Source organism: Mycoplasmopsis agalactiae PG2, from assembly GCF_000063605.1.
Taxonomy (GTDB): domain Bacteria; phylum Bacillota_I; class Bacilli_A; order Mycoplasmatales; family Metamycoplasmataceae; genus Mycoplasmopsis; species Mycoplasmopsis agalactiae.
In genome coordinates this window covers 811,830-830,650 of record NC_009497.1, presented here as the reverse complement: position 1 = coordinate 830,650, position 18,821 = coordinate 811,830, and the positions used below count along the sequence as shown (strand labels likewise).

Sequence of the window (18,821 nt, the reverse complement as noted above, 5' to 3'; positions counted from 1 at the left end):
AATGAATAATATTATTCATCATCAACTTCATCTCTGAAGTCTTCTGTAAATTCGTTTGAAGTTCCAAAAATCTCTTCTTGAAGTTCTTTAAGAACTTTTTGATTTGCTTCTCTTTTCTTAGAATCAATGTTTTTGTTTTCAAATTTAATTGTTGCCTTTTCAAAAAGAGGGTCAGTTTCTTCCTTAGTAAACAAGAAAGTAGGAATAATAATAGGTCTACGACGTTTTTCCTTATAAAACAAGGATTCTAGTCGATCTATGATTAACTGTTTTAGTTCAACAATGTTTCAAGTTTGGCTATTTTTGATGTGATAAAGCACAGCACCATGAGCTATACGCTTAGCTTCTTCAACTAGAGCTAAAGAAGTTTTGACATAGAAGCTTCCACGACTAATAAGATGTGGTCTGCCAACTATTTCGTTTTTGTCTTTATCAATTGTCATAATTATATTAACAAAGCCGCTGTTAGCTAGCTCGTTTCTTTCTTTTAGTGTGCTACCAGTTACACTTAGTGTGGTTGTTCCATCGATGTAAATTGGGCCGTATTCAATTTTTTCAGTTGTTGGAATAATTTGGTTGTCAACCATATTGAATACTTGACCAATTTCAGGAATGAAAATGTTGTTTTTGTTTACACCATTACGCACAGCGCTTTCACCATGGGCTACACACATTCTATATTCACCATGGTATGGTATAAAGAATTTAGGTCTAGTTAGCTGGAAGATTTTATCATGTTCATGTTTGTAGGCGTGTCCTGAAGTGTGCAAGTAACCATCTGGACCATTTTCTTTGATAATGGCTCCTAGTTTTGCTAAACGGTTAATAAGAAGTTCAACAACCATTCTGTTACCAGGAATAGGGTTTGATGAAAAGATAACCATATCACCTTTTTCTATTTTGATATTAGCATGCTTGCCATAGCTCATTCTTGATAGTGCAGCTAATTGCTCACCTTGGCTACCAGTTGTTAAAACAACTAATTGATTCTCGGGAACTTTTGATATTTCTCTTTTTTCAATAAAAATGCTTGCTGGAGCTTTTATGTTTCCTAATTTACGGCCAATTTTGATGCCTTGAACCATTGAACGACCAAAGCAAGCCACTTTTTTCTTTAATTTAACTGCAAGGTCAATGATAGCTTTTACTCTAGTTAAGTTAGAAGCAAAGGCAGTAACTATTATTTTTCTAGTAGCTGAACGCATATGACGTTCAATATCTATTAAGATATCATTTTCACTTGGTGAGTGAAAAGGACGCATAGCATTAGTTGAATCAGATAATAAGACGGTAAGACCTTCTTTTCCTATAGCATCAAGCTTAGTAAAATCAGTATAGATTTCACCAATAGGGTTATAGTCAAATCTAAAGTCACCAGTACACATAACTGAACCATTAGGAGTAGTAACTCTAATACCAAAAGCATCAGGAATTGAGTGCTGTGCTGTTCAAAAGTCTACTTTTACTTGACCATTTCCAAATTCATGGACAGCAGATTTTTCAATTTCAATAAATTCTACTTTGTGAGTGATTTTGTGCTCTTCAAATTTAAGTTTTAAATATTGAATTGCTATTCTGGGAGCATAAATTCTTTTTAGATGAACTTGCTTAACTAAATAAACAACGCCACCAATATGATCCTCGTGACCGTGGGTTATAAAAAGACCTTCGATGTTGTCTTTTCTTTCTTTTAAGTATTTATAATCAGGAACAATGCCTTTGATACCGGTCGTTGCTGTGTCAGCAAATTTAATACCTGCATCAATAATTACAATGTGTTTGCCATGCTCAATTATTAAAGTAGATTTACCTATTTCTTGTACTCCACCTAATGGAATTATGCGTGTAGGCGTCATATAACCTCCGTTGTTAAATATATAATTAATAGCTTGAATTTACTAGAAATTATTGCTTATATTATGCTAGCAATAATATTATTCAAATAATACCAAAAAATAATTTTTTAGAATAAATTAAAAGCAATCAACATTTAGTCGATTGCTCAAGGTCTATTATATTTAAGATATGGTACGTCGTACAGGGCTCGAACCTGTGACCCGCTGGTTAAGAGCCAGCTGCTCTACCAACTGAGCTAACGACGCATAACAAAAATATTATAAATTAAATTTTATGATTGCAAAATAAAATTGATGCTGTAAGTTAGAATATAAAGCTACGTCTTGCATAAGCATTCTACTTACTATTAAGCATTATTTTTCTATAAATTCGATAGTTTTCATTTTCATCTAATTGCTGGTAGGCAAATGTAGTTGCTATACTTGAATGACCCATTTGCCTTTGCACCATTTTAGGCAATGCTCCTTTTTTTAGCATAAATGAAGCAAATGATCTACGCAATGAATGGGGGCTATATTCATTGCCTAAAAAATGCTTAATGGCCTTTGAAACAGTGATATACGACACTGTTTTGATTTTATCTTTAAACATCTTTAAGTTTTCATAAGTTTCAGCATTATAAAAAACCTGACGGTCTTTATTGCCCTTGCCATTAACATATATGCGCTTGTCTTCTTCATTAATTGTTTTAAGTTCACCTATTCTAATTCCTGTTTCAAACATAAAGCGGATAAGTAGTTTGTAAAACACTACTTTAGGCTTATCCTTATGCATAATATTAGTTCTTCTATATACTTGTGCTTTTGTAAGAACAGGTCTATAAATAGATTGCACAGGCTTTACTTTTAGTACAGCTATATCTTTATAGTTTTTCTTTTGATTACTAAATTTTAAGTATAAGGCATACACTTGCCTGTAAAGACGTTGCGTGTTTGCTTTGAGTTGTTGATTTGTTATTATTTTCATAATAGCAAGATGTTTGTTAGTTTCAACTGACAAAATATTCAAAAGAATATTTTTGTAAGCATCAATAGTGCTTTTTGCTAAATTCTTACGTTCGCAAAATGTGATAAAGGTTTCTACCATATTGACTCCTATGTTTTTTGATTTATTAGACTCTAATATTGATAGCCCATTTATATAAATAAGATTATGAATTGTCTAGAAAAATAGATGATTAATGCCCCATAATTAGAGCCCAATAATTACTTATTTTAAACTTTGTTATAGCTTGTGGGCTTCTTTTTGTATATTGGTTTGAATTTAACAGCATAACTTATCATAAATTAATTACTTTTGATATTTATTAATAGATTTTGAAAACATTTTTAAGGCTGTTTTACAGCCTTTAAAGAAAGGATAAATTTATGAAAAAATCAAAGTTTTTATTGCTTGGATCACTATTTTCTTTAGCAGCAATTCCTTTTGTTGCAGCTAAGTGTGGTGGTACTAAAGAAGAAGGAAACAAAAATCCAGCAGACACACAGGGCGGAGGTCAAACAGATTCAACTCCGTCAACATCTACAACTGTAGATTTAAGTAAACTTGACCAAACTATTCAAGCCCAATTGAATAAATTAGCTAAAGATGGTGTTAAGAAAGAAGAAGTTCTTGTCATTCTAAAAACTGTTGAAGGCTTAAAAGACATAAAAGCTGAAGATCTATCAACAGTTGAATTCAAAGATAAAAAACTTGTTATTGCAGCTAAAGAAGGTTCAAAACTAGTTTCAGGTAAATATGAGTTTTCGGCACAATCAGAATCTGACACTTTAATGGAATCGAACAAAATTGATCTAAATAAACTCGAAGAATCTGTTAAACAAGAACTAAACAAGTTAGCTAAAAATAATGTTCTTTTTGAAGATGTGTTGGATGTTTTAAAGAAAGTACAAGGTTTAGAGTCTTTAAGATTAGGTGACATAAAAACAGTAGAATTTAAAGACAATAAACTTATTATTGAAGCTAATAAAGATTCAAAATTAGTTTCGGGTAAATATGAATTTGTTGCACAAACAGATTCCGACACCTCTACAACAAAACCAAATGGTACTGATCAACCTGCTAAGCCAAGTAAAACAGAGCAGCCTGCTAAACCAAACATGGAAAATCTAGGAAACTTTATACATGATCCAAGTAGATATAATTCTGTTTCTCAAAAAAAGATAAAAGATAAAATAGAAAAAATGTTAGGAACAAAAGATTTTCATCTTAATGTTGACTACAATAAAAATGTAGCTAAAGTTACAACAAAAGATAAAGTAATTCTTTACAAATTTACTACTTATAGTACAGATATAAGACCTGCAAACAATACTGATGAAATTGGAACAGATATTGGAAGACTATTACCTAAATACGAATAAATTATTTGATATTACTACTATTATTATAAATATGACATAGACATCAGCAAATTATCTGATGTTTTTTTATTGCTTGGATCGCTATCTTCATTAGCTGCAATTCCTTTTGTAGCATCTAAATGTGGCGATACTAAAGAATAAAACAGTAGACTAGCAGAAAAACCATGTGAAGTCAAAAAGGTACTAAAACGCCAGCAAAAGGCATCATGCCAGCGGGGGTCAAAAAGACTGAAAAAGATAAAACAGAGGCAGGCAATCTGACAAAGATAAAAAAGATGATGCCTCGTCAATAACTCCAGCAAGCGCTTTTAAAATAAAATAGATATGAGTAAATTGTCTGAAAATGATAAGAAATAACTTTCAAAACAACTATCAAGTGAATTTTCAGAAAATCCAAACTATGACAAAATAGTTAAAGCATTGCAAAAACATTTTAAGAATTCAGAAAATAAGCACATTTTGGTGCAAGGTTCAAAGGATAAATTAAACATCACTGCAGTTGGCACTCGTTCAAATCCTTTTACTAGAGCATTTTTATTGAAAAAAATAACAAATAAATACATAAAAAACAAAAACGGGAAGCCCCGTTTTTTGCTTATCATTTGTTTTTACTTTTCTAAAGTAAATTCATACTTGCCTGTAACTAATTTTGAGTCTTTATGCGATTCAATTGTTAATTTTTTATCTTTTTCATTAAATTCAACCTTAGATAAATCACCTAACTTTAATGATTCTAGCCCTTTTGCTTTCTTTAAGACATCCAATACATCTTCAGAAAGAACATCTTTTTTAGCTAACTTGTTTAGTTCTTGTTTAACAGATTCTTCGAGTTTTTTAAGGTCAATTTTACTTGATTCCATTGGGACACTTTCGCTTTCACCTGGAGATTTGGGGTCTTTATTATCAGTTGATGTGCTACCACCTGTCTTATCTTCTTTATCTTTTTTGTCTTTATCTTCTTTAGAAACTTGTACTTTTCCTAAGTTGTTATTAGCAATAGTTTTTAGCGCGTCACTAAGTTTAGTTTTTGTTGCAGTGGTGTCTGGCGTTTTAATAGAACCACTAATGTCAGCACCACTTACATCAGTATCTTGTGCCATTCTTTCAGGGGTTTTACCTGGTTTAGCTGGTGTGCTTGGAGTTGTGCCAGGGTTTGGTTGTGCAGGCTGATCTGTATCACCTGGTTTTCCTGGTTGTTCTGTGCCACCTGGCATTTCAGCAGGCTTTTTATTTTCTTCTTTAGTGCCACCACACTTAGCAGCTACAAAAGGTATTGCGGCCATTGAAGCAACTGATCCAAGTAATAAAAACTTTGATTTTTTCATAAATTTATCCTTTCTTTAAAGGCTGTAAAACAGCCTTAAAAATGCTTTATAAATCTATTAATAAATATCAAAAACAGTGAGTTTATGAGAATATAAAAACATCAGACATTGCTGACGTTAAGTTTTGATTAAACTTTTTTTACAGTAAATGTAACTGTAACTTCACCTTCGTAGATTGTGCTTTTTGCATTAGCTTTAACTTTGGCTTTGTTTTCTCTTTGATCTAAATCAATTGTTAGTTCATCAAGTTTTAATCCTTTTACTGCTGCAAGCAATGCTGCCTTAACAGTGTCAGAATCTTTTTTAGCAATTTCGCCCAATTCAGTTTTTGTTATAACTTTGTTTAAAGCTTGCTTTGTTGTTGTTTTTAAATCATTTTCTGCAGCGTTTATGCATTGGCTACTTTTCCAAATTCAAGTTCTAATTCTTCAGCACCAACTTTAATTTTTATTTTTTGTTGTGCTTGTAAGCCAAGTTTCTTATTTTTATCATCATCAGAAGCTAATTTAACAAGTTGTTTTTCTTTATCGCTTAGTTTTGATGCAATCTTGTCTAGTACTGATTGATATGTATCACCTTCCTTGAATGAATTTTGTAAACGGTCTTTAAATTCTGGAGCTAAGCCTCAAATTGTATTTATTTTATCTTTTAAAGCTTTAACATTTATTTCACTCCCTTGTTGATTACCGCCACCTTCAGTTCCAGTAAATGTAACTGTAACTTCACCTTCGTAGATTGTGCTTTTTGCATTAGCTTTAACTTTGGCTTTGTTTTCTCTTTGATCTAAATCAATTGTTAGTTCATCAAGTTTTAATCCTTTTACTGCTTCAAGCAATGCTGCCTTAACAGTGTCAGAATCTTTTTTAGCAATTTCGCCCAATTCAGTTTTTGTTATAACTTTGTTTAAAGCTTGCTTTGTTGTTGTTTTTAAATCATTTTCTGCAGCGTTTGCATTGGCTACTTTTCCAAATTCAAGTTCTAATTCTTCAGCACCAACTTTAATTTTTATTTTTTGTTGTGCTTGTAAGCCAAGTTTCTTATTTTTATCATCATCAGAAGCTAATTTAACAAGTTGTTTTTCTTTATCGCTTAGTTTTGATGCAATCTTGTCTAGTACTGATTGATATGTATCACCTTCCTTGAATGAATTTTGTAAACGGTCTTTAAATTCTGGAGCTAAGCCTCAAATTGTATTTATTTTATCTTTTAAAGCTTTAACATTTATTTCACTCCCTTGTTGATTACCGCCACCTTCAGTTCCTGGATTTTGACTGCCTTCTGCTGGAGTTTTAGGGTCTTTTTGACCTCCACCAGGCATTTCAGCTGGCTTCTTCTCTTCATCTTTAGTACCACCACACTTAGCAGCCACAAAAGGAATTGAGGCCATTGAAGCAACTGATCCAAGTAATAAAAACTTTGATTTTTTCATAAATTTATCCTTTCTTTAAAGGCTATAAAATAGCCTTAAAAATGCTTTATAAATCTATTAATAAATATCAATTTATTATATGATGTATTAAGTGCTAAATTAATAGCAAATTAAGCCATTTAATTAAAACGCTACAATCTTCTACTAATTGCAACTTATCAAGTTATCAAGTTGCATGTAGTTTTTTAGCGCTTAATATATTCATCAATAGATGACAATATTATATAAAAAAAAAAAAAATAGCAAAAATTTTTTGTTGCCTAGTTTCTGAGTTTGTTAAAGCAACAAAAATAATCCGTTTTGTATAAGTTATAAATTGTCATTTTGAAAATATAATCAATTAAAAATATATTTCTAATATTAAAACATATTTTTTTAGAATTATTAGAATATAGAGAAATACGAAACAGTTACGAATGAGATATTCTGAATTTTGCCTTGCTGTTTTTATTTTATAAAAACAAAGATTAATTTATCTAAGATTACAGAATGTTTTAGTTTGTTAAAAAACAGAATCGTGAAGATTTATTTTTATGTTTCTATTTATTTGCTTAATTCTTTTTTTAATATGCATTCTTTATAAAAGACAAAATAATAAAAACTTATTGAAAATAGGATTTTTCTATAGTTTGTAACAAAAATATTAGTATAAAAATTATGTTAACGATTGCATATTCATTATTTTATGTTGATGTGTTTAAGCAGCAAATATTGCTGTTGTTTTTAGTAAGCAGTCGCTAAGCATATACTTGTACTTTTGATATTTATTAATAGATTTATAAAGCATTTTTAAGGCTATTTTATAGCCATTAAAGAAAGGATAAATTTATGAAAAAATCAAAGTTTGTATTACTTGGATCGGTTGCTTCTTTAGTTTCAATTCCATTTGTAGCAGCTAAATGTGGTGGTACTAAAGATGAAGAGAAGAAGCCAGCTGATACACAAGGTAGAGGTCAAAATAATCCCGGAGGAAATCAAAATCCAGGAACTGAAGGTGGTAGCGATCAACAAGGGAGCGAAATAAATGTTAAAGTTTTAAAAGATAAAATAAATTCAATTTGAGGCTTAGCTCCAAAATTTGAAGACCGTTTACAAAACTCATTCAAGGAAGGAGATACATATCAATCAGTACTAGACAAGATTGCATCAAAACTAGGTGATAAAGAAAAAGAACTTGTCAAGTTAGTCTCTGAAAGTGATAAAGATAAAAAACTTGGTTTACAGGCACAACAAAAAATAAAAATTAAAGTTGGTGCTGAAGAATTAGAACTTGAATTTGGAAGTGTAGCTAAAGTAATGAAGGTCAATTACCTAGAGGATAGGAAGAAAAAAGACTTAGAAGAAAAGAAGAAAAAAGAAGCAGAAGAGAAAAAAGCCAAGGATTTGGCTGAGGCATTTAAAAAGGAAGAAACCCCAGAAGAAAGGGATGAGCACACTCCTACAAGGCCTCATAATTATGAAGAGATTGTAAAATTTGAAAAATCATCATTTTAAAAAATCCTTAAGCTTAGCAATGAAAGTATTGCTGCATCAATATACAATAAAAACCAAAAGTTTAGATTGACCTTTGGTTTTTGTTTTTTGATTTATGTTTTATAAATAATAACTTTATCTAGTTCTATACCACTATTTTTAAGGTGTTCTAAGAAGCATTTAAAGTGAATGAAACCAGGATTTGGCCTCTATATTTTTTGCTATCATTTTTAGCAAAAACAACTGCTGACCCATCTTTAATATCTTTAACATCTAATTGAGATTTGTCAAGATTTAGTGCTTTATTTTTTGCTAATAACGCATCTAAAATGCTATCCTTGTCTTTCTTCTTGATTTCACCTAATTGTTGCCCTTGATTAGAAATTAATGCTGGTAAACTTCTCTTCTCAGTTGTAATTTCGCCACCACTATTTTCAGGTGTTCTAGAAGCATTTAAAGTGAATGAAACCAGGATTTGGCCTCTATATTTTTTGCTATCATTTTTAGCAAAAACAACTGCTGACCCATCTTTAATATCTTTAACATCTAATTGAGATTTGTCAAGATTTAGTGCTTTATTTTTTGCTAATAACGCATCTAAAATGCTATCCTTGTCTTTCTTCTTGATTTCACCTAATTGTTGCCCTTGATTAGAAATTAATGCTGGTAAACTTCTCTTCTCAGTTGTAATTTCGCCACCACTATTTTCAGGTGTTCTAGAAGCATTTAAAGTGAATGAAACCAGGATTTGGCCTCTATATTTTTTGCTATCATTTTTAGCAAAAACAACTGCTGACCCATCTTTAATATCTTTAACATCTAATTGAGATTTGTCAAGATTTAGTGCTTTATTTTTTGCTAATAACGCATCTAAAATGCTATCCTTGTCTTTCTTCTTGATTTCACCTAATTGTTGATTTTCATTAGATATAAGCACTGATAGTGATTTCTTTTCGTTTGTTGTTGCACTGTTACCATTACTATTTCCGCCATTTTCTGTGCCAGAATTTTGATTGTCGCCTGGATTTTTTTGACCTCTACCTTGTGTATCAGCTGGCTTCTTCTCTTCATCTTTAGTACCACCACATTTAGCTGCTACAAATGGAATTGAAACTAAAGAAGCAACCGATCCAAGTAATACAAACTTTGATTTTTTCATAAATTTATCCTTTCTTTAAAGGCTATAAAATAGCCTTAAAAATGCTTTATAAATCTATTAATAAATATCAAAAGTGGTGAGTTTATAAGCAAACTAGTGACATGATAGAACTAAAATATAGGCCACTTGTTATGACCTATATTTGACTTGTTTGTAAAACGATAATACGTTGAGATTATTATTAATTTTTCACTTATACTTCAAATTTAAGAGTAACTTCACCTTCAAAATCATTAGATGAAACAACTACATTATTCTTGCTTAAGTCAGCTTTTAATTTTAAGTCCTTGCCTTTTAATGTTGTAACTTTTGCAACAAGAGCTGTTTTAATTGCTTCCTCAACTTTTTCTTTTTTGTCTTTATCTTCTTTAGAAACTTGTACTTTTCCTAAGTTGTTATTAGCAATAGTTTTTAGCGCGTCACTAAGTTTTGCTTTTGCTCCAGATGATGTTTCAACTTCAAATTTAAGAGTAACTTCACCTTCAAAATCATTAGATGAAACAACTACATTATTCTTGCTTAAGTCAGCTTTTAATTTTAAGTCCTTGCCTTTTAATGTTGTAACTTTTGCAACAAGAGCTGTTTTAATTGCTTCCTCAACTTTTTCTTTTTTGTCTTTATCTTCTTTAGAAACTTGTACTTTTCCTAAGTTGTTATTAGCAATAGTTTTTAGCGCGTCACTAAGTTTTGCTTTTGCTCCAGATGATGTTTCAACTTCAAATTTAAGAGTAACTTCACCTTCAAAATCATTAGATGAAACAACTACATTATTCTTGCTTAAGTCAGCTTTTAATTTTAAGTCCTTGCCTTTTAATGTTGTAACTTTTGCAACAAGAGCTGTTTTAATTGCTTCCTCAACTTTTTCTTTTTTGTCTTTATCTTCTTTAGAAACTTGTACTTTTCCTAAGTTGTTATTAGCAATAGTTTTTAGCGCGTCACTAAGTTTAGTTTTTGTTGCAGTGGTGTCTGGCGTTTTAATAGAACCACTAATGTCAGCACCACTTACATCAGTATCTTGTGCCATTCTTTCAGGGGTTTTACCTGGTTTAGCTGGTGTGCTTGGAGTTGTGCCAGGGTTTGGTTGTGCAGGCTGATCTGTATCACCTGGTTTTCCTGGTTGTTCTGTGCCACCTGGCATTTCAGCAGGCTTTTTATTTTCTTCTTTAGTGCCACCACACTTAGCAGCTACAAAAGGTATTGCGGCCATTGAAGCAACTGATCCAAGTAATAAAAACTTTGATTTTTTCATAAATTTATCCTTTCTTTAAAGGCTATAAAATAGCCTTAAAAATGCTTTATAAATCTATTAATAAATATCAAAAGTAGTTAATTTATTATTAAATTATTTGGTAACAGGCAAGCACAAGTTACCTTTTTAGTAAAATAATATTACGTATGAATAAAAAAGAATATGAGACATTTGTCATTGTTGGTGCTACTTTAGGAATAGTTGGCGGCGCACTGTTTGCTTTAGTGGGGGTAGGCATTGTTAGCATCGTTCTTTCTGTTATGTGTCTAGGAGCAAGAAAGTATGATAGAACATTTATTTTAATAACAGGCATTATCAATATATTTTTTGCTGGCATAATAGGTGGAATATTTTTAATAATTGCATATGCACTGTCTGAAAGCTCTCATGACAGCTGAAAAACCAACTAATTTGCAATTTTATAGCACAAATCATTAAGCTTATAAGCCTATAAAACAGGTTAAAAAACAGCCTATTATTCGTACATAATAGCGCTGTTTTTGTTTACTAGTGGGTTAATTACATTGTATGTAAAAAATATAACAAACATATTAAACCATATTTTAATTGGGCTAAAGACAATGTGTTGAAACATATAAGTTATTATTGAGCCAGCTTGGCTTGATGCTCCTGTTGTTGAATAGTCAGCTAAAGAAAGCAGTGGCACATTAATTAATTCAATGATTGCTGAAAAAATAACAATTGGAATAATTACTAAGAAACGCTTAGGATGCATTTTAAATCTAGCCACTATTAAGAAGATAAACATAGCTAAATAACCTGAAGTCATTAAGGCGTATAAGCCTATTTTATTAGGTATTACGCTAAATTGCTTAATTGTAGAATCATCAATAACACGGAATACTACAAAGTAGATAAATAGTATTGTTAAAACGATCAATAATAATGCAACGAGCAAGTTGATATTAAGAAGTTTTTTTTCTTGGTTAGTAACATTTGCGCTTTTACGTTGCTCACCAAGCATAATAATTTTTGTCTTTATTTTAGAAATTTTTGGGCTTTGCGGATCTTCTAATACTAGTTTATACAAACGCTCTTTTTGTTTAAAGATGGCATTATCAAAACTAGCATCTCTAAATTGACCACCAAAGGCATAATTTAGGATTTTAAGGAAAATTATTCCTACTAAACCAGCAATTACACCATCAACAATAGCAGCTAGTGTATAGTAAAAATTATAGAAAGTTGGGAACATTGAAAAGGAGATTATGTCGCTTATTAGTCCAACTGTTCCTCCAACTAAAGGCCCGAAAATTAGTCCGCTAATTTTAATAGGCAAGCCTATAAAACTGATTTTATAGGTTGGGATTGAAATAAGAGGAACAAAAGAAGCAAAGACAACAAAAATAACAACAGAGATTGCTATAAGTATTCCAACAAAAGAAATTTTTCTTATTGTTAATTTAGGAAAAAATGAAAAATCATGTCATTTTTTCTTTATTGTGTTTAGTATCTTGTTCATATTTATTCCTTTGTTTAAAATAATATATTATTATCATAAAAATGCCGAAAATAATAAATTTTTTAGATGTAATTATATGAAAATTAAAATGATAAAATAAGAAAATAAGCAGAAGTTAGTGAAAGGATGCTTTATGAAATTATTTGAAACAATAACATCAAAAAGAGATAACAATATGTTGCTTAAAGCAACATTTGATGAAGAAACAAGTTGCAATTTTTTAATTAAAAAAGATAGTAGCATCACTGAATATCATGAAAAAAATGAAGCTTTGGCATACTTTAGTAAGAGAGATTCTTTATCATTTTCTGACCTAGAAGGCTTTTTTAAAGGCTTAGCGGTAAATGCTAATAGAAACTATCAAGTTGATTTAGCTTCATTCGCAACTGAAAAACTTCCTTTAGCTAAAGTTACTGATGCTTTTGTTAGAGCAGTATACTTTGCCAAAGGCGAAATATATTCAGCTAGAAAAAAAGATGAAAAAGAAGAAGTTGAATTAATTCCTTTTATTGAAAAAGTAACTAGTGAAGTTAGTGAGCAATTTAACAAATCACTGGTTTTAGCTAAGGCCACAAACTTTGCGCGTGATTTACAAATTATGCCGCCTAACATTTGTAACTCTGAATTTTTAGCTGAAAAAGTTGCTAAAGACTTAGAACAATATGAAAACCTAAAAGTTACTGTTTTAAAGAAAAAGGAAATTGAAGAACTTAAAATGGGACTTTTACTTTCTGTAAATAAGGGAAGTGTTTATGAACCTAGAGTTGTTGTTATTGAATACAATGGCGACAAAGATTCAAAAGAAAAAACTGTAATGATTGGTAAAGGTATTACTTTTGATTCAGGGGGTTATTCACTAAAACCTTCTAGATCAATGGTATCAATGAAATTTGATATGTCTGGTTCAGCTATTGTTGCAGCAACAATGAAAGCAATTGCACAATTAAAACCTAAGAAAAATGTAGCTGCAATTATGTGTATTACTGACAATAGAGTTAATGGTGATGCTTCACTTCCTGATTCAGTATGAGTAGCCATGAATGGTAAAAGTGTTGAAATTAACAACACTGATGCTGAAGGAAGATTGGTAATGGCTGATGGACTTGTTTATGGTGCAAAAGTACTTAATGCAACTAGATTAATCGATGTAGCAACCTTAACTGGAGCTATGGTTGTTGCTTTAGGACAAACATACACAGGTACATGAGCAACAAGTGATAAAGCTTGAGAAGATATCAAAAAAGCTGCTGATAATGCTAATGAATTAATTTGAAGAATGCCACTTGATAAAGCATTTGCTAAAAATATTAAGTCATCAAAAGTGGCTGACTTAAAAAACACAGATTTTTCAGGAAATGCTGGTTCATGTTCTGCGGCAATGTTTTTAGCTGAATTTACAGAAGGTGTTGAACACATTCATCTTGACGTAGCTGGTACAGCTGAAATTAGTGAAGTGCCACAAGGTATTATGGTTAAGACTTTAACCGAACTAAGCTTACTTTAGAATAATTAAAAAAGAATCATTGTTTTAAGGCCAAGATTCTTTTTTAATTTCATCATTTTTATAAAGAGGAATTAGCAATGTATTTAAAAAATGGGCTAGGTCAACTAGAAGTAATAACAGGACCTATGTTTTCTGGCAAAACAGAAGAGCTTTTAAAAAGAATTAATATTCTTAAAATTGCAGGAATAAATTCATTAGTAATAAAGCCTAAATTTGACACACGGTTTTCAGAAAATGAAATAGTTAGCAGAACAGGGGCAAAGCATAAAGCAATTAATGTCAGCAGCTCTAAAGAGATTTTAGATCACTGAAGTACTAAATATATGTGTGTAGCTATTGATGAAGTTAATTTTATGGATGAAGATATTTTATCTGTTATTGAAGAGTTAATTTATAAGGGTGTAAAAGTAATATGCTCTGGGCTTGATATGGATTTTAAAAGAAGACCATTTGATGTTATGGCAAAGGTTTTAGCTTCTGCTGATAGTATTTTAAAACTAAAAGCAGTTTGTTTAGAGTGTAAATCTGACGCCGGATTTTCGTTTAGAAAAGTTAAAAGTGATGAACTTAATTTATTAGGCGATTCTGAATATGAGGCTAGATGCAGAATTTGTCATATAAAGGGTGAAAAAGAGAAGGCTAAAATGTAGATTTAGCAGTTTATAACTTCTATTTATTAGTCAACTAACTTCTTATTGTTTTGTATAAAAAACATTAAAGTTTGCTATAATAAAAGCATTCGTAATTAATATACGAGTTGGAGAAATCCAACTCTTTATTATTTTAGTATGGAGAAATATGAACTGAAAAAGCTTGCTATTAGAAAAGTTTGGCAACAAAATTAATGATGTGAAAATAGTTAATGAAGATGGGCTATTAATATTAGAAGTTATAGCATCAAGCAGAGATCTTAAAGATATTGAAGAGCTTACAAAAATAGTTAATGATTATATAGATTCATTAAATGTAGAATTTGATTTTGATTCATTGTCAATAAGCTCTCCTGGTTTCACAATGGACTATGAAACAGATGAATTGGGAAATCATATTGGTGAAATAGTTGATGTAAAGTTAAATAAAAATGTTAATAAATTAGACTTTTACACTGGCGAAATATTAGAGAATAATCCTGAGACAATATTACTAAAATGAAATTGCAAGGGACAGTTTAGAAAAGTTGAAATAGAAAAAGCAAATATAAAAAAATAAGCATGAATATAGAATATGCAAGCAGGAATAAATAGGAGAAGTATGTCTGTTAAGAAAAATAGTGAATTAATGAATGCGCCTAAAATTTGATATGAGATTATCAAAGGATACAATGAAAAAGAAAAATTAGAATTATCAGTTTTGGCTGATATATTTTCTGAAGAAGTAACAAGAATTGTGCAAAAAAACATTGACCCAGAAGCTAATATTGTTTTTGAAATTGATGAAGAAAACAAAGAAGTGCATGTTTATAACACTGAGGCAATAGTTGTTGATGACAGCGAATTTGATGATTTAAGTGAAGCTGATAAGGTTTCACTGATGCTATACAATGTGCCTTTGTCAGTGGCTAAAAAGGTAAAAAATGATGCAAATGTTGATGATACTATCAAAATTGAAATCGATTTACTAGCTTTAAGTAAGTCAACAAATCCAGTAGTACAAAAAACCCCTAAAATTATTGAATCATCTATTTTACAGGCTATAAAAAAGCTTCAAAAGTCAATTGTGTATACAAAATATTTAGAAAAAATTGGCGAAACTGTCAAAGTTACTTTTATTTCTATGAACTCGAAAGGTTCATGAAATGTGCAAATTGTTGATGACGGAGTTATAGCTCACTTACCTGCTAATTATGTAAGTGCAAAAAGAGTTATTAATCCTGGATCATATGGCGATGTTGTAATTGAAAGAGTTGAAAAAGATACAAAGCTAAGTCAAATTACTGTTTCATTAGATTCACCAAAGCTTATTGAAAAGATTTTGTACAACAATATTCCAGAAATTAGCAGCGGATTAATTGAAATAGTTAATGTCCAAAGAATACCGGGAGAAAGAACTAAGGCAGTGTTTAAGGCTTCAGCAGGCAATGAGCACTTAGATGTATATGGAGCAATAATTGGTCAAGATTCTTCAAGAATTAATTTAATCATTAGTGAGATGAATCAAGGTGTAAATCAGGCAGATAAAGAAAAATTTGATGTCATTGTTTACACAAGTGATAAAAAAGAATTTATTCGCAGATGTATGCTTCCTGGACAAGTAGTTGACATTGTACCTAAAAATGAAAGTCAAAATTCATTTTATGTTATTACAATAAAAGCAGGCTTATCTGCAGCTATTGGTAAAAAAGGTGCTAATACAATGTTAGCTTCCAAGGTATCTCATTCTAATTTAGACATTATTACAGTTGAAGAAGCTAAGCAAAAAAATATTCCTTTTGATGAAAGTAAAATTGCTGAAGTGGAAGAATCGCTTAATTCATTTAGAAGATATGGAGCCACTAAAAAGGCGCCAACAAGAGCATTTAACAATAACAGAAGAAAAACAAATTCATACTTTGAAAATCTTGACTTGAGCCTTGAAGGATTCGATAAAGACATTTTGGCTTTTAGAGAGCAAGAACAAGCATTTTTTGATGAAAGCAATAGTCAAAATATGGAGTTTGATGAACTAATTCAACAATACAACAGTGAATCAGTTAAAGAAAATATTGAGTCTGATGAACGTTCAATTGATGAAAAATTAAACGAAATTCAAAGAGAAGAAAAATTGACTGCTAATGACTATAAAAAAGCCAAAGAAGTCGCTAAAAACTTTAAAGTTGACAAAGATTTAAGTAGTTTTGGTTTAGACGGCGGAATTGATTTAAGTGACATTGAAAATGAAGAGTGATAAAAAAAATGAAGGCTTTAGTCGCAAGTGCATTGCAACAGGACTTATAGTACCTGAGAATCAAATGCTCAGATTTGATTATAATAAGAATGAAAATCTAATTAAACTAGATGTCAACAGAGAGCTAAAAGGCCGAGGAGCCTATTTTATAGCAACAGAGGAAAACTGAAATACTGTTGTTAGAAAAAAATGTTTGAACAAAACATTTAGGACTGCTGTTCCAAAAGAAGTATATGAAAGAATAGAAGCTGAATTGAAGGAGGGAAAATGGCTAAAAAGAATAGATTAAGTAATACAAGTGTGGTTAAAGAACAACTGTCAGACATTAAGACTGAAATTGTTAATGGAACATTTATTTTTACAAATAGAACGTCTTTAGGAGAGTTTGCTGAAAAAATTAAAATGAATGCAAACGATCTAATTAAACGGTTTTTACTTAGAGGTAAGTTCTATCAAATTAACCACATTTTAGAAGAAGAAGAAATTGCTGAAATATGCATGGAAAAAGGACTTGATTTTAAAAAAGAAGAAAACATTGATGCTGGAAACTTTTTAAATGAAGTCAAATTTAATGATGATAAAAGCTTATTAGTTAAGCGCCCTCCAATTATTACAGTTATGGGTCACGTTGATCATGGTAAAACTTCACTAATTGACTATATTAGAAAAACCAATGTAGTAAGCACTGAAAGTTCAGGAATTACCCAACACACTGGTGCTTATCAAATTTCTCATAAAGGCGAAAAAATAACATTTATTGACACTCCTGGCCACGAGGCATTTAGTAAAATGCGTTCTCGTGGAGCTAAGATTACTGACATTATTATTTTGGTTGTAGCTGCTGATGATGGAGTTATGCCTCAGACTAAAGAAGCTATAATGCACGCTAAATCGGCAAATGTACCTTTAATTGTTTTTGTAAACAAAATGGATAAACCACAAAAGAATTTGGAAAAAATTAAAAGAGAACTGATGGAAAATGATGTTCTTATTGAAGAATTTGGCGGCGATACTCAAATTGTTTATGGTTCTGCACTTAAAGGTCAAGGAATTGAAGAATTATTTTCAGCAATTATTTTGCTTGCAGATTTATTAGATTTAAAAGCTAACCCTTCTCGTTATCCTGTCGGAACTGTAATTGAAAGCAAAGTTGACAAAGGCGTTGGTGTTGTAACCACAATTATTGTTGAAAATGGAACTTTATATAAAGGCGATTTCATTGTCGCTGGCTCATGCTATGGAAAAGTAAGAAGTATGAAAAGCCCTGGTGGAGCATTTATTGATGAAGTGCTTCCTGGAACACCTGTTAAGATTGCTGGATTAAATAACTCTCCATTAGCTGGGGATAGATTTATTGGTTTCGATGATGAAAAGTATGCTAAAAAATTAGCTTTAGACAAAGCTCAAATTGATAAAAGTCATAACTTATATGAAAAAACTCAATTAAATAATGTTGAACTAGGCAAAAAAGTATTCAATGTCATTATCCGTTCAGACGTGCAAGGAACTGCTGAAGCTATTAAAAATAAGCTTTCTGTAATGGAAAATGAAGAAGCAACGATTAGAGTTATTGGTGCACAAGTTGGTCAAGTTTCTAGCAGCGACTTATTATTAGCACAAGCTTCAAATGCAATTATTATTGCTTTTAATGTTAAAGTATCACCAAATATTAAGCAAACTGCAAAACAAAGTAATATAAAAATTATGTCTTATGATGTAATTTATAAGATTATTGAAGATATGCAAAACATTCTTGATGGTGAAAAGCCAATTGTTTATGAAGAAAGAAAAATTGGATCTGCGCACTGCATTAAGCTATTTTACTACTCAAAAGTTGGCACTATTGCTGGCTGTATGCAAGACGAAGGCGTTGTTAAAGTAGGATGCAAGGTTCAAATATTTAGAAATAAAAAAATGATTCATGAAGGCATTGTTGAAACTTTAAAACGTGAAGCAAATGACTTAAAAGTAGTTGAAAAAGGCAAGGATTTTGGTACACACATTAAGAAGTTTAATGACATTAAAGAAGATGACGTTTTAGTGTTCTTTGAAGAGGTTCCAGTTTCTGTTTAGGCCTATAAAACAACTTTAAAGGG

Annotated in this window: 17 protein-coding genes, 1 tRNA gene and 1 pseudogene; 10 read left to right on the top strand and 9 right to left on the bottom strand. The window is 30.9% G+C overall.

Annotation, left to right across the window (positions count from 1 at the left end; translation table 4 throughout):
• Positions 1-11: 11 nt before the first annotated feature.
• The 3 genes from MAG_RS03630 to mar form a co-directional block, all read right to left on the bottom strand.
• Positions 12-1,856, bottom strand: coding sequence for a ribonuclease J (locus MAG_RS03630; RefSeq protein ID WP_011949865.1), 1,845 nt, complete (start codon positions 1,854-1,856; stop codon positions 12-14).
• 170 nt (positions 1,857-2,026) lie between these two features.
• Positions 2,027-2,102, bottom strand: a tRNA-Lys gene (locus tag MAG_RS03625).
• Between the two features lie 91 nt (positions 2,103-2,193).
• On the bottom strand, positions 2,194-2,943 hold the full coding sequence (gene mar / locus MAG_RS03620) for a variable surface lipoprotein promoter DNA invertase Mar (protein ID WP_011949864.1): 750 nt from the start codon (positions 2,941-2,943) through the stop codon (positions 2,194-2,196).
• Positions 2,944-3,224: 281 nt separating this feature from the next.
• On the opposite strand from mar, the gene MAG_RS03615 reads away from it, so the two are divergent.
• Together MAG_RS03615 and MAG_RS04635 are read left to right on the top strand one after the other, a co-directional pair.
• Complete coding sequence (locus MAG_RS03615; RefSeq protein WP_011949863.1) at positions 3,225-4,220, top strand: variable surface lipoprotein; 996 nt, start codon at positions 3,225-3,227, stop codon at positions 4,218-4,220.
• A 51-nt stretch (positions 4,221-4,271) separates the two neighbouring features.
• Positions 4,272-4,358, top strand: a pseudogene (locus tag MAG_RS04635) (variable surface lipoprotein); the annotation flags it as partial.
• Positions 4,359-4,828: 470 nt separating this feature from the next.
• Here MAG_RS04635 and MAG_RS03610 read toward each other — a convergent pair.
• From MAG_RS03610 to MAG_RS04505, 3 genes are all read right to left on the bottom strand, one after another.
• Positions 4,829-5,545, bottom strand: coding sequence for a variable surface lipoprotein (locus MAG_RS03610; protein WP_011949862.1), 717 nt, complete (start codon positions 5,543-5,545; stop codon positions 4,829-4,831).
• Between the two features lie 128 nt (positions 5,546-5,673).
• Positions 5,674-5,865, bottom strand: a complete 192-nt coding sequence (locus MAG_RS04090) for a hypothetical protein (protein WP_041308795.1) — start codon at positions 5,863-5,865, stop codon at positions 5,674-5,676.
• A 68-nt stretch (positions 5,866-5,933) separates the two neighbouring features.
• Positions 5,934-6,974 carry a variable surface lipoprotein gene (locus MAG_RS04505; RefSeq protein WP_011949861.1) on the bottom strand — a complete coding sequence of 347 codons (1,041 nt, stop codon included), beginning with the start codon at positions 6,972-6,974 and terminating at the stop codon, positions 5,934-5,936.
• 828 nt (positions 6,975-7,802) lie between these two features.
• Between MAG_RS04505 and MAG_RS03595 the strand changes: the two genes are divergently transcribed.
• Positions 7,803-8,468 carry a variable surface lipoprotein gene (locus MAG_RS03595; protein ID WP_011949860.1) on the top strand — a complete coding sequence of 222 codons (666 nt, stop codon included), beginning with the start codon at positions 7,803-7,805 and terminating at the stop codon, positions 8,466-8,468.
• A 148-nt stretch (positions 8,469-8,616) separates the two neighbouring features.
• Here the strand turns inward: MAG_RS03595 and MAG_RS04500 are convergent, their stop codons facing one another.
• The gene (locus tag MAG_RS04500) at positions 8,617-9,606 is read right to left on the bottom strand and encodes a variable surface lipoprotein (protein WP_011949859.1); all 990 of its coding nucleotides are present in this window, start codon (positions 9,604-9,606) and stop codon (positions 8,617-8,619) included.
• A gap of 193 nt (positions 9,607-9,799) precedes the next feature.
• Positions 9,800-10,855 (bottom strand): variable surface lipoprotein, encoded by a 1,056-nt coding sequence (locus MAG_RS04495; RefSeq protein WP_011949858.1) that lies wholly within the window; start codon positions 10,853-10,855, stop codon positions 9,800-9,802.
• Positions 10,856-11,001: 146 nt separating this feature from the next.
• On the opposite strand from MAG_RS04495, the gene MAG_RS03580 reads away from it, so the two are divergent.
• A complete protein-coding gene (locus tag MAG_RS03580) occupies positions 11,002-11,265 on the top strand; it encodes a hypothetical protein (RefSeq protein ID WP_011949857.1) in 264 nt (87 codons plus the stop codon).
• Between the two features lie 65 nt (positions 11,266-11,330).
• Here MAG_RS03580 and MAG_RS03575 read toward each other — a convergent pair whose 3' ends face one another.
• The gene (locus MAG_RS03575; RefSeq protein WP_011949856.1) at positions 11,331-12,338 is read right to left on the bottom strand and encodes an ECF transporter S component; all 1,008 of its coding nucleotides are present in this window, start codon (positions 12,336-12,338) and stop codon (positions 11,331-11,333) included.
• 133 nt (positions 12,339-12,471) lie between these two features.
• Between MAG_RS03575 and MAG_RS03570 the strand changes: the two genes are divergently transcribed.
• The 6 genes from MAG_RS03570 (at position 12,472) to infB (ending at position 18,798) form a co-directional block, all read left to right on the top strand.
• On the top strand, positions 12,472-13,842 hold the full coding sequence (locus MAG_RS03570; protein ID WP_011949855.1) for a M17 family metallopeptidase: 1,371 nt from the start codon (positions 12,472-12,474) through the stop codon (positions 13,840-13,842).
• 77 nt (positions 13,843-13,919) lie between these two features.
• Positions 13,920-14,492, top strand: a complete 573-nt coding sequence (locus MAG_RS03565; RefSeq protein ID WP_011949854.1) for a thymidine kinase — start codon at positions 13,920-13,922, stop codon at positions 14,490-14,492.
• Between the two features lie 148 nt (positions 14,493-14,640).
• Positions 14,641-15,051, top strand: coding sequence for a ribosome assembly cofactor RimP (locus MAG_RS03560; RefSeq protein ID WP_011949853.1), 411 nt, complete (start codon positions 14,641-14,643; stop codon positions 15,049-15,051).
• Positions 15,052-15,093: 42 nt separating this feature from the next.
• On the top strand, positions 15,094-16,728 hold the full coding sequence (gene nusA / locus MAG_RS03555) for a transcription termination/antitermination protein NusA (protein WP_011949852.1): 1,635 nt from the start codon (positions 15,094-15,096) through the stop codon (positions 16,726-16,728).
• Positions 16,703-17,014 (top strand): YlxR family protein, encoded by a 312-nt coding sequence (locus MAG_RS03550; RefSeq protein ID WP_011949851.1) that lies wholly within the window; start codon positions 16,703-16,705, stop codon positions 17,012-17,014. Before nusA ends, MAG_RS03550 begins: the two co-directional genes overlap by 26 nt.
• Positions 16,993-18,798 carry a translation initiation factor IF-2 gene (gene infB, locus MAG_RS03545; RefSeq protein WP_011949850.1) on the top strand — a complete coding sequence of 602 codons (1,806 nt, stop codon included), beginning with the start codon at positions 16,993-16,995 and terminating at the stop codon, positions 18,796-18,798. Before MAG_RS03550 ends, infB begins: the two co-directional genes overlap by 22 nt.
• The last annotated feature ends 23 nt before the right edge of the window (positions 18,799-18,821 follow it).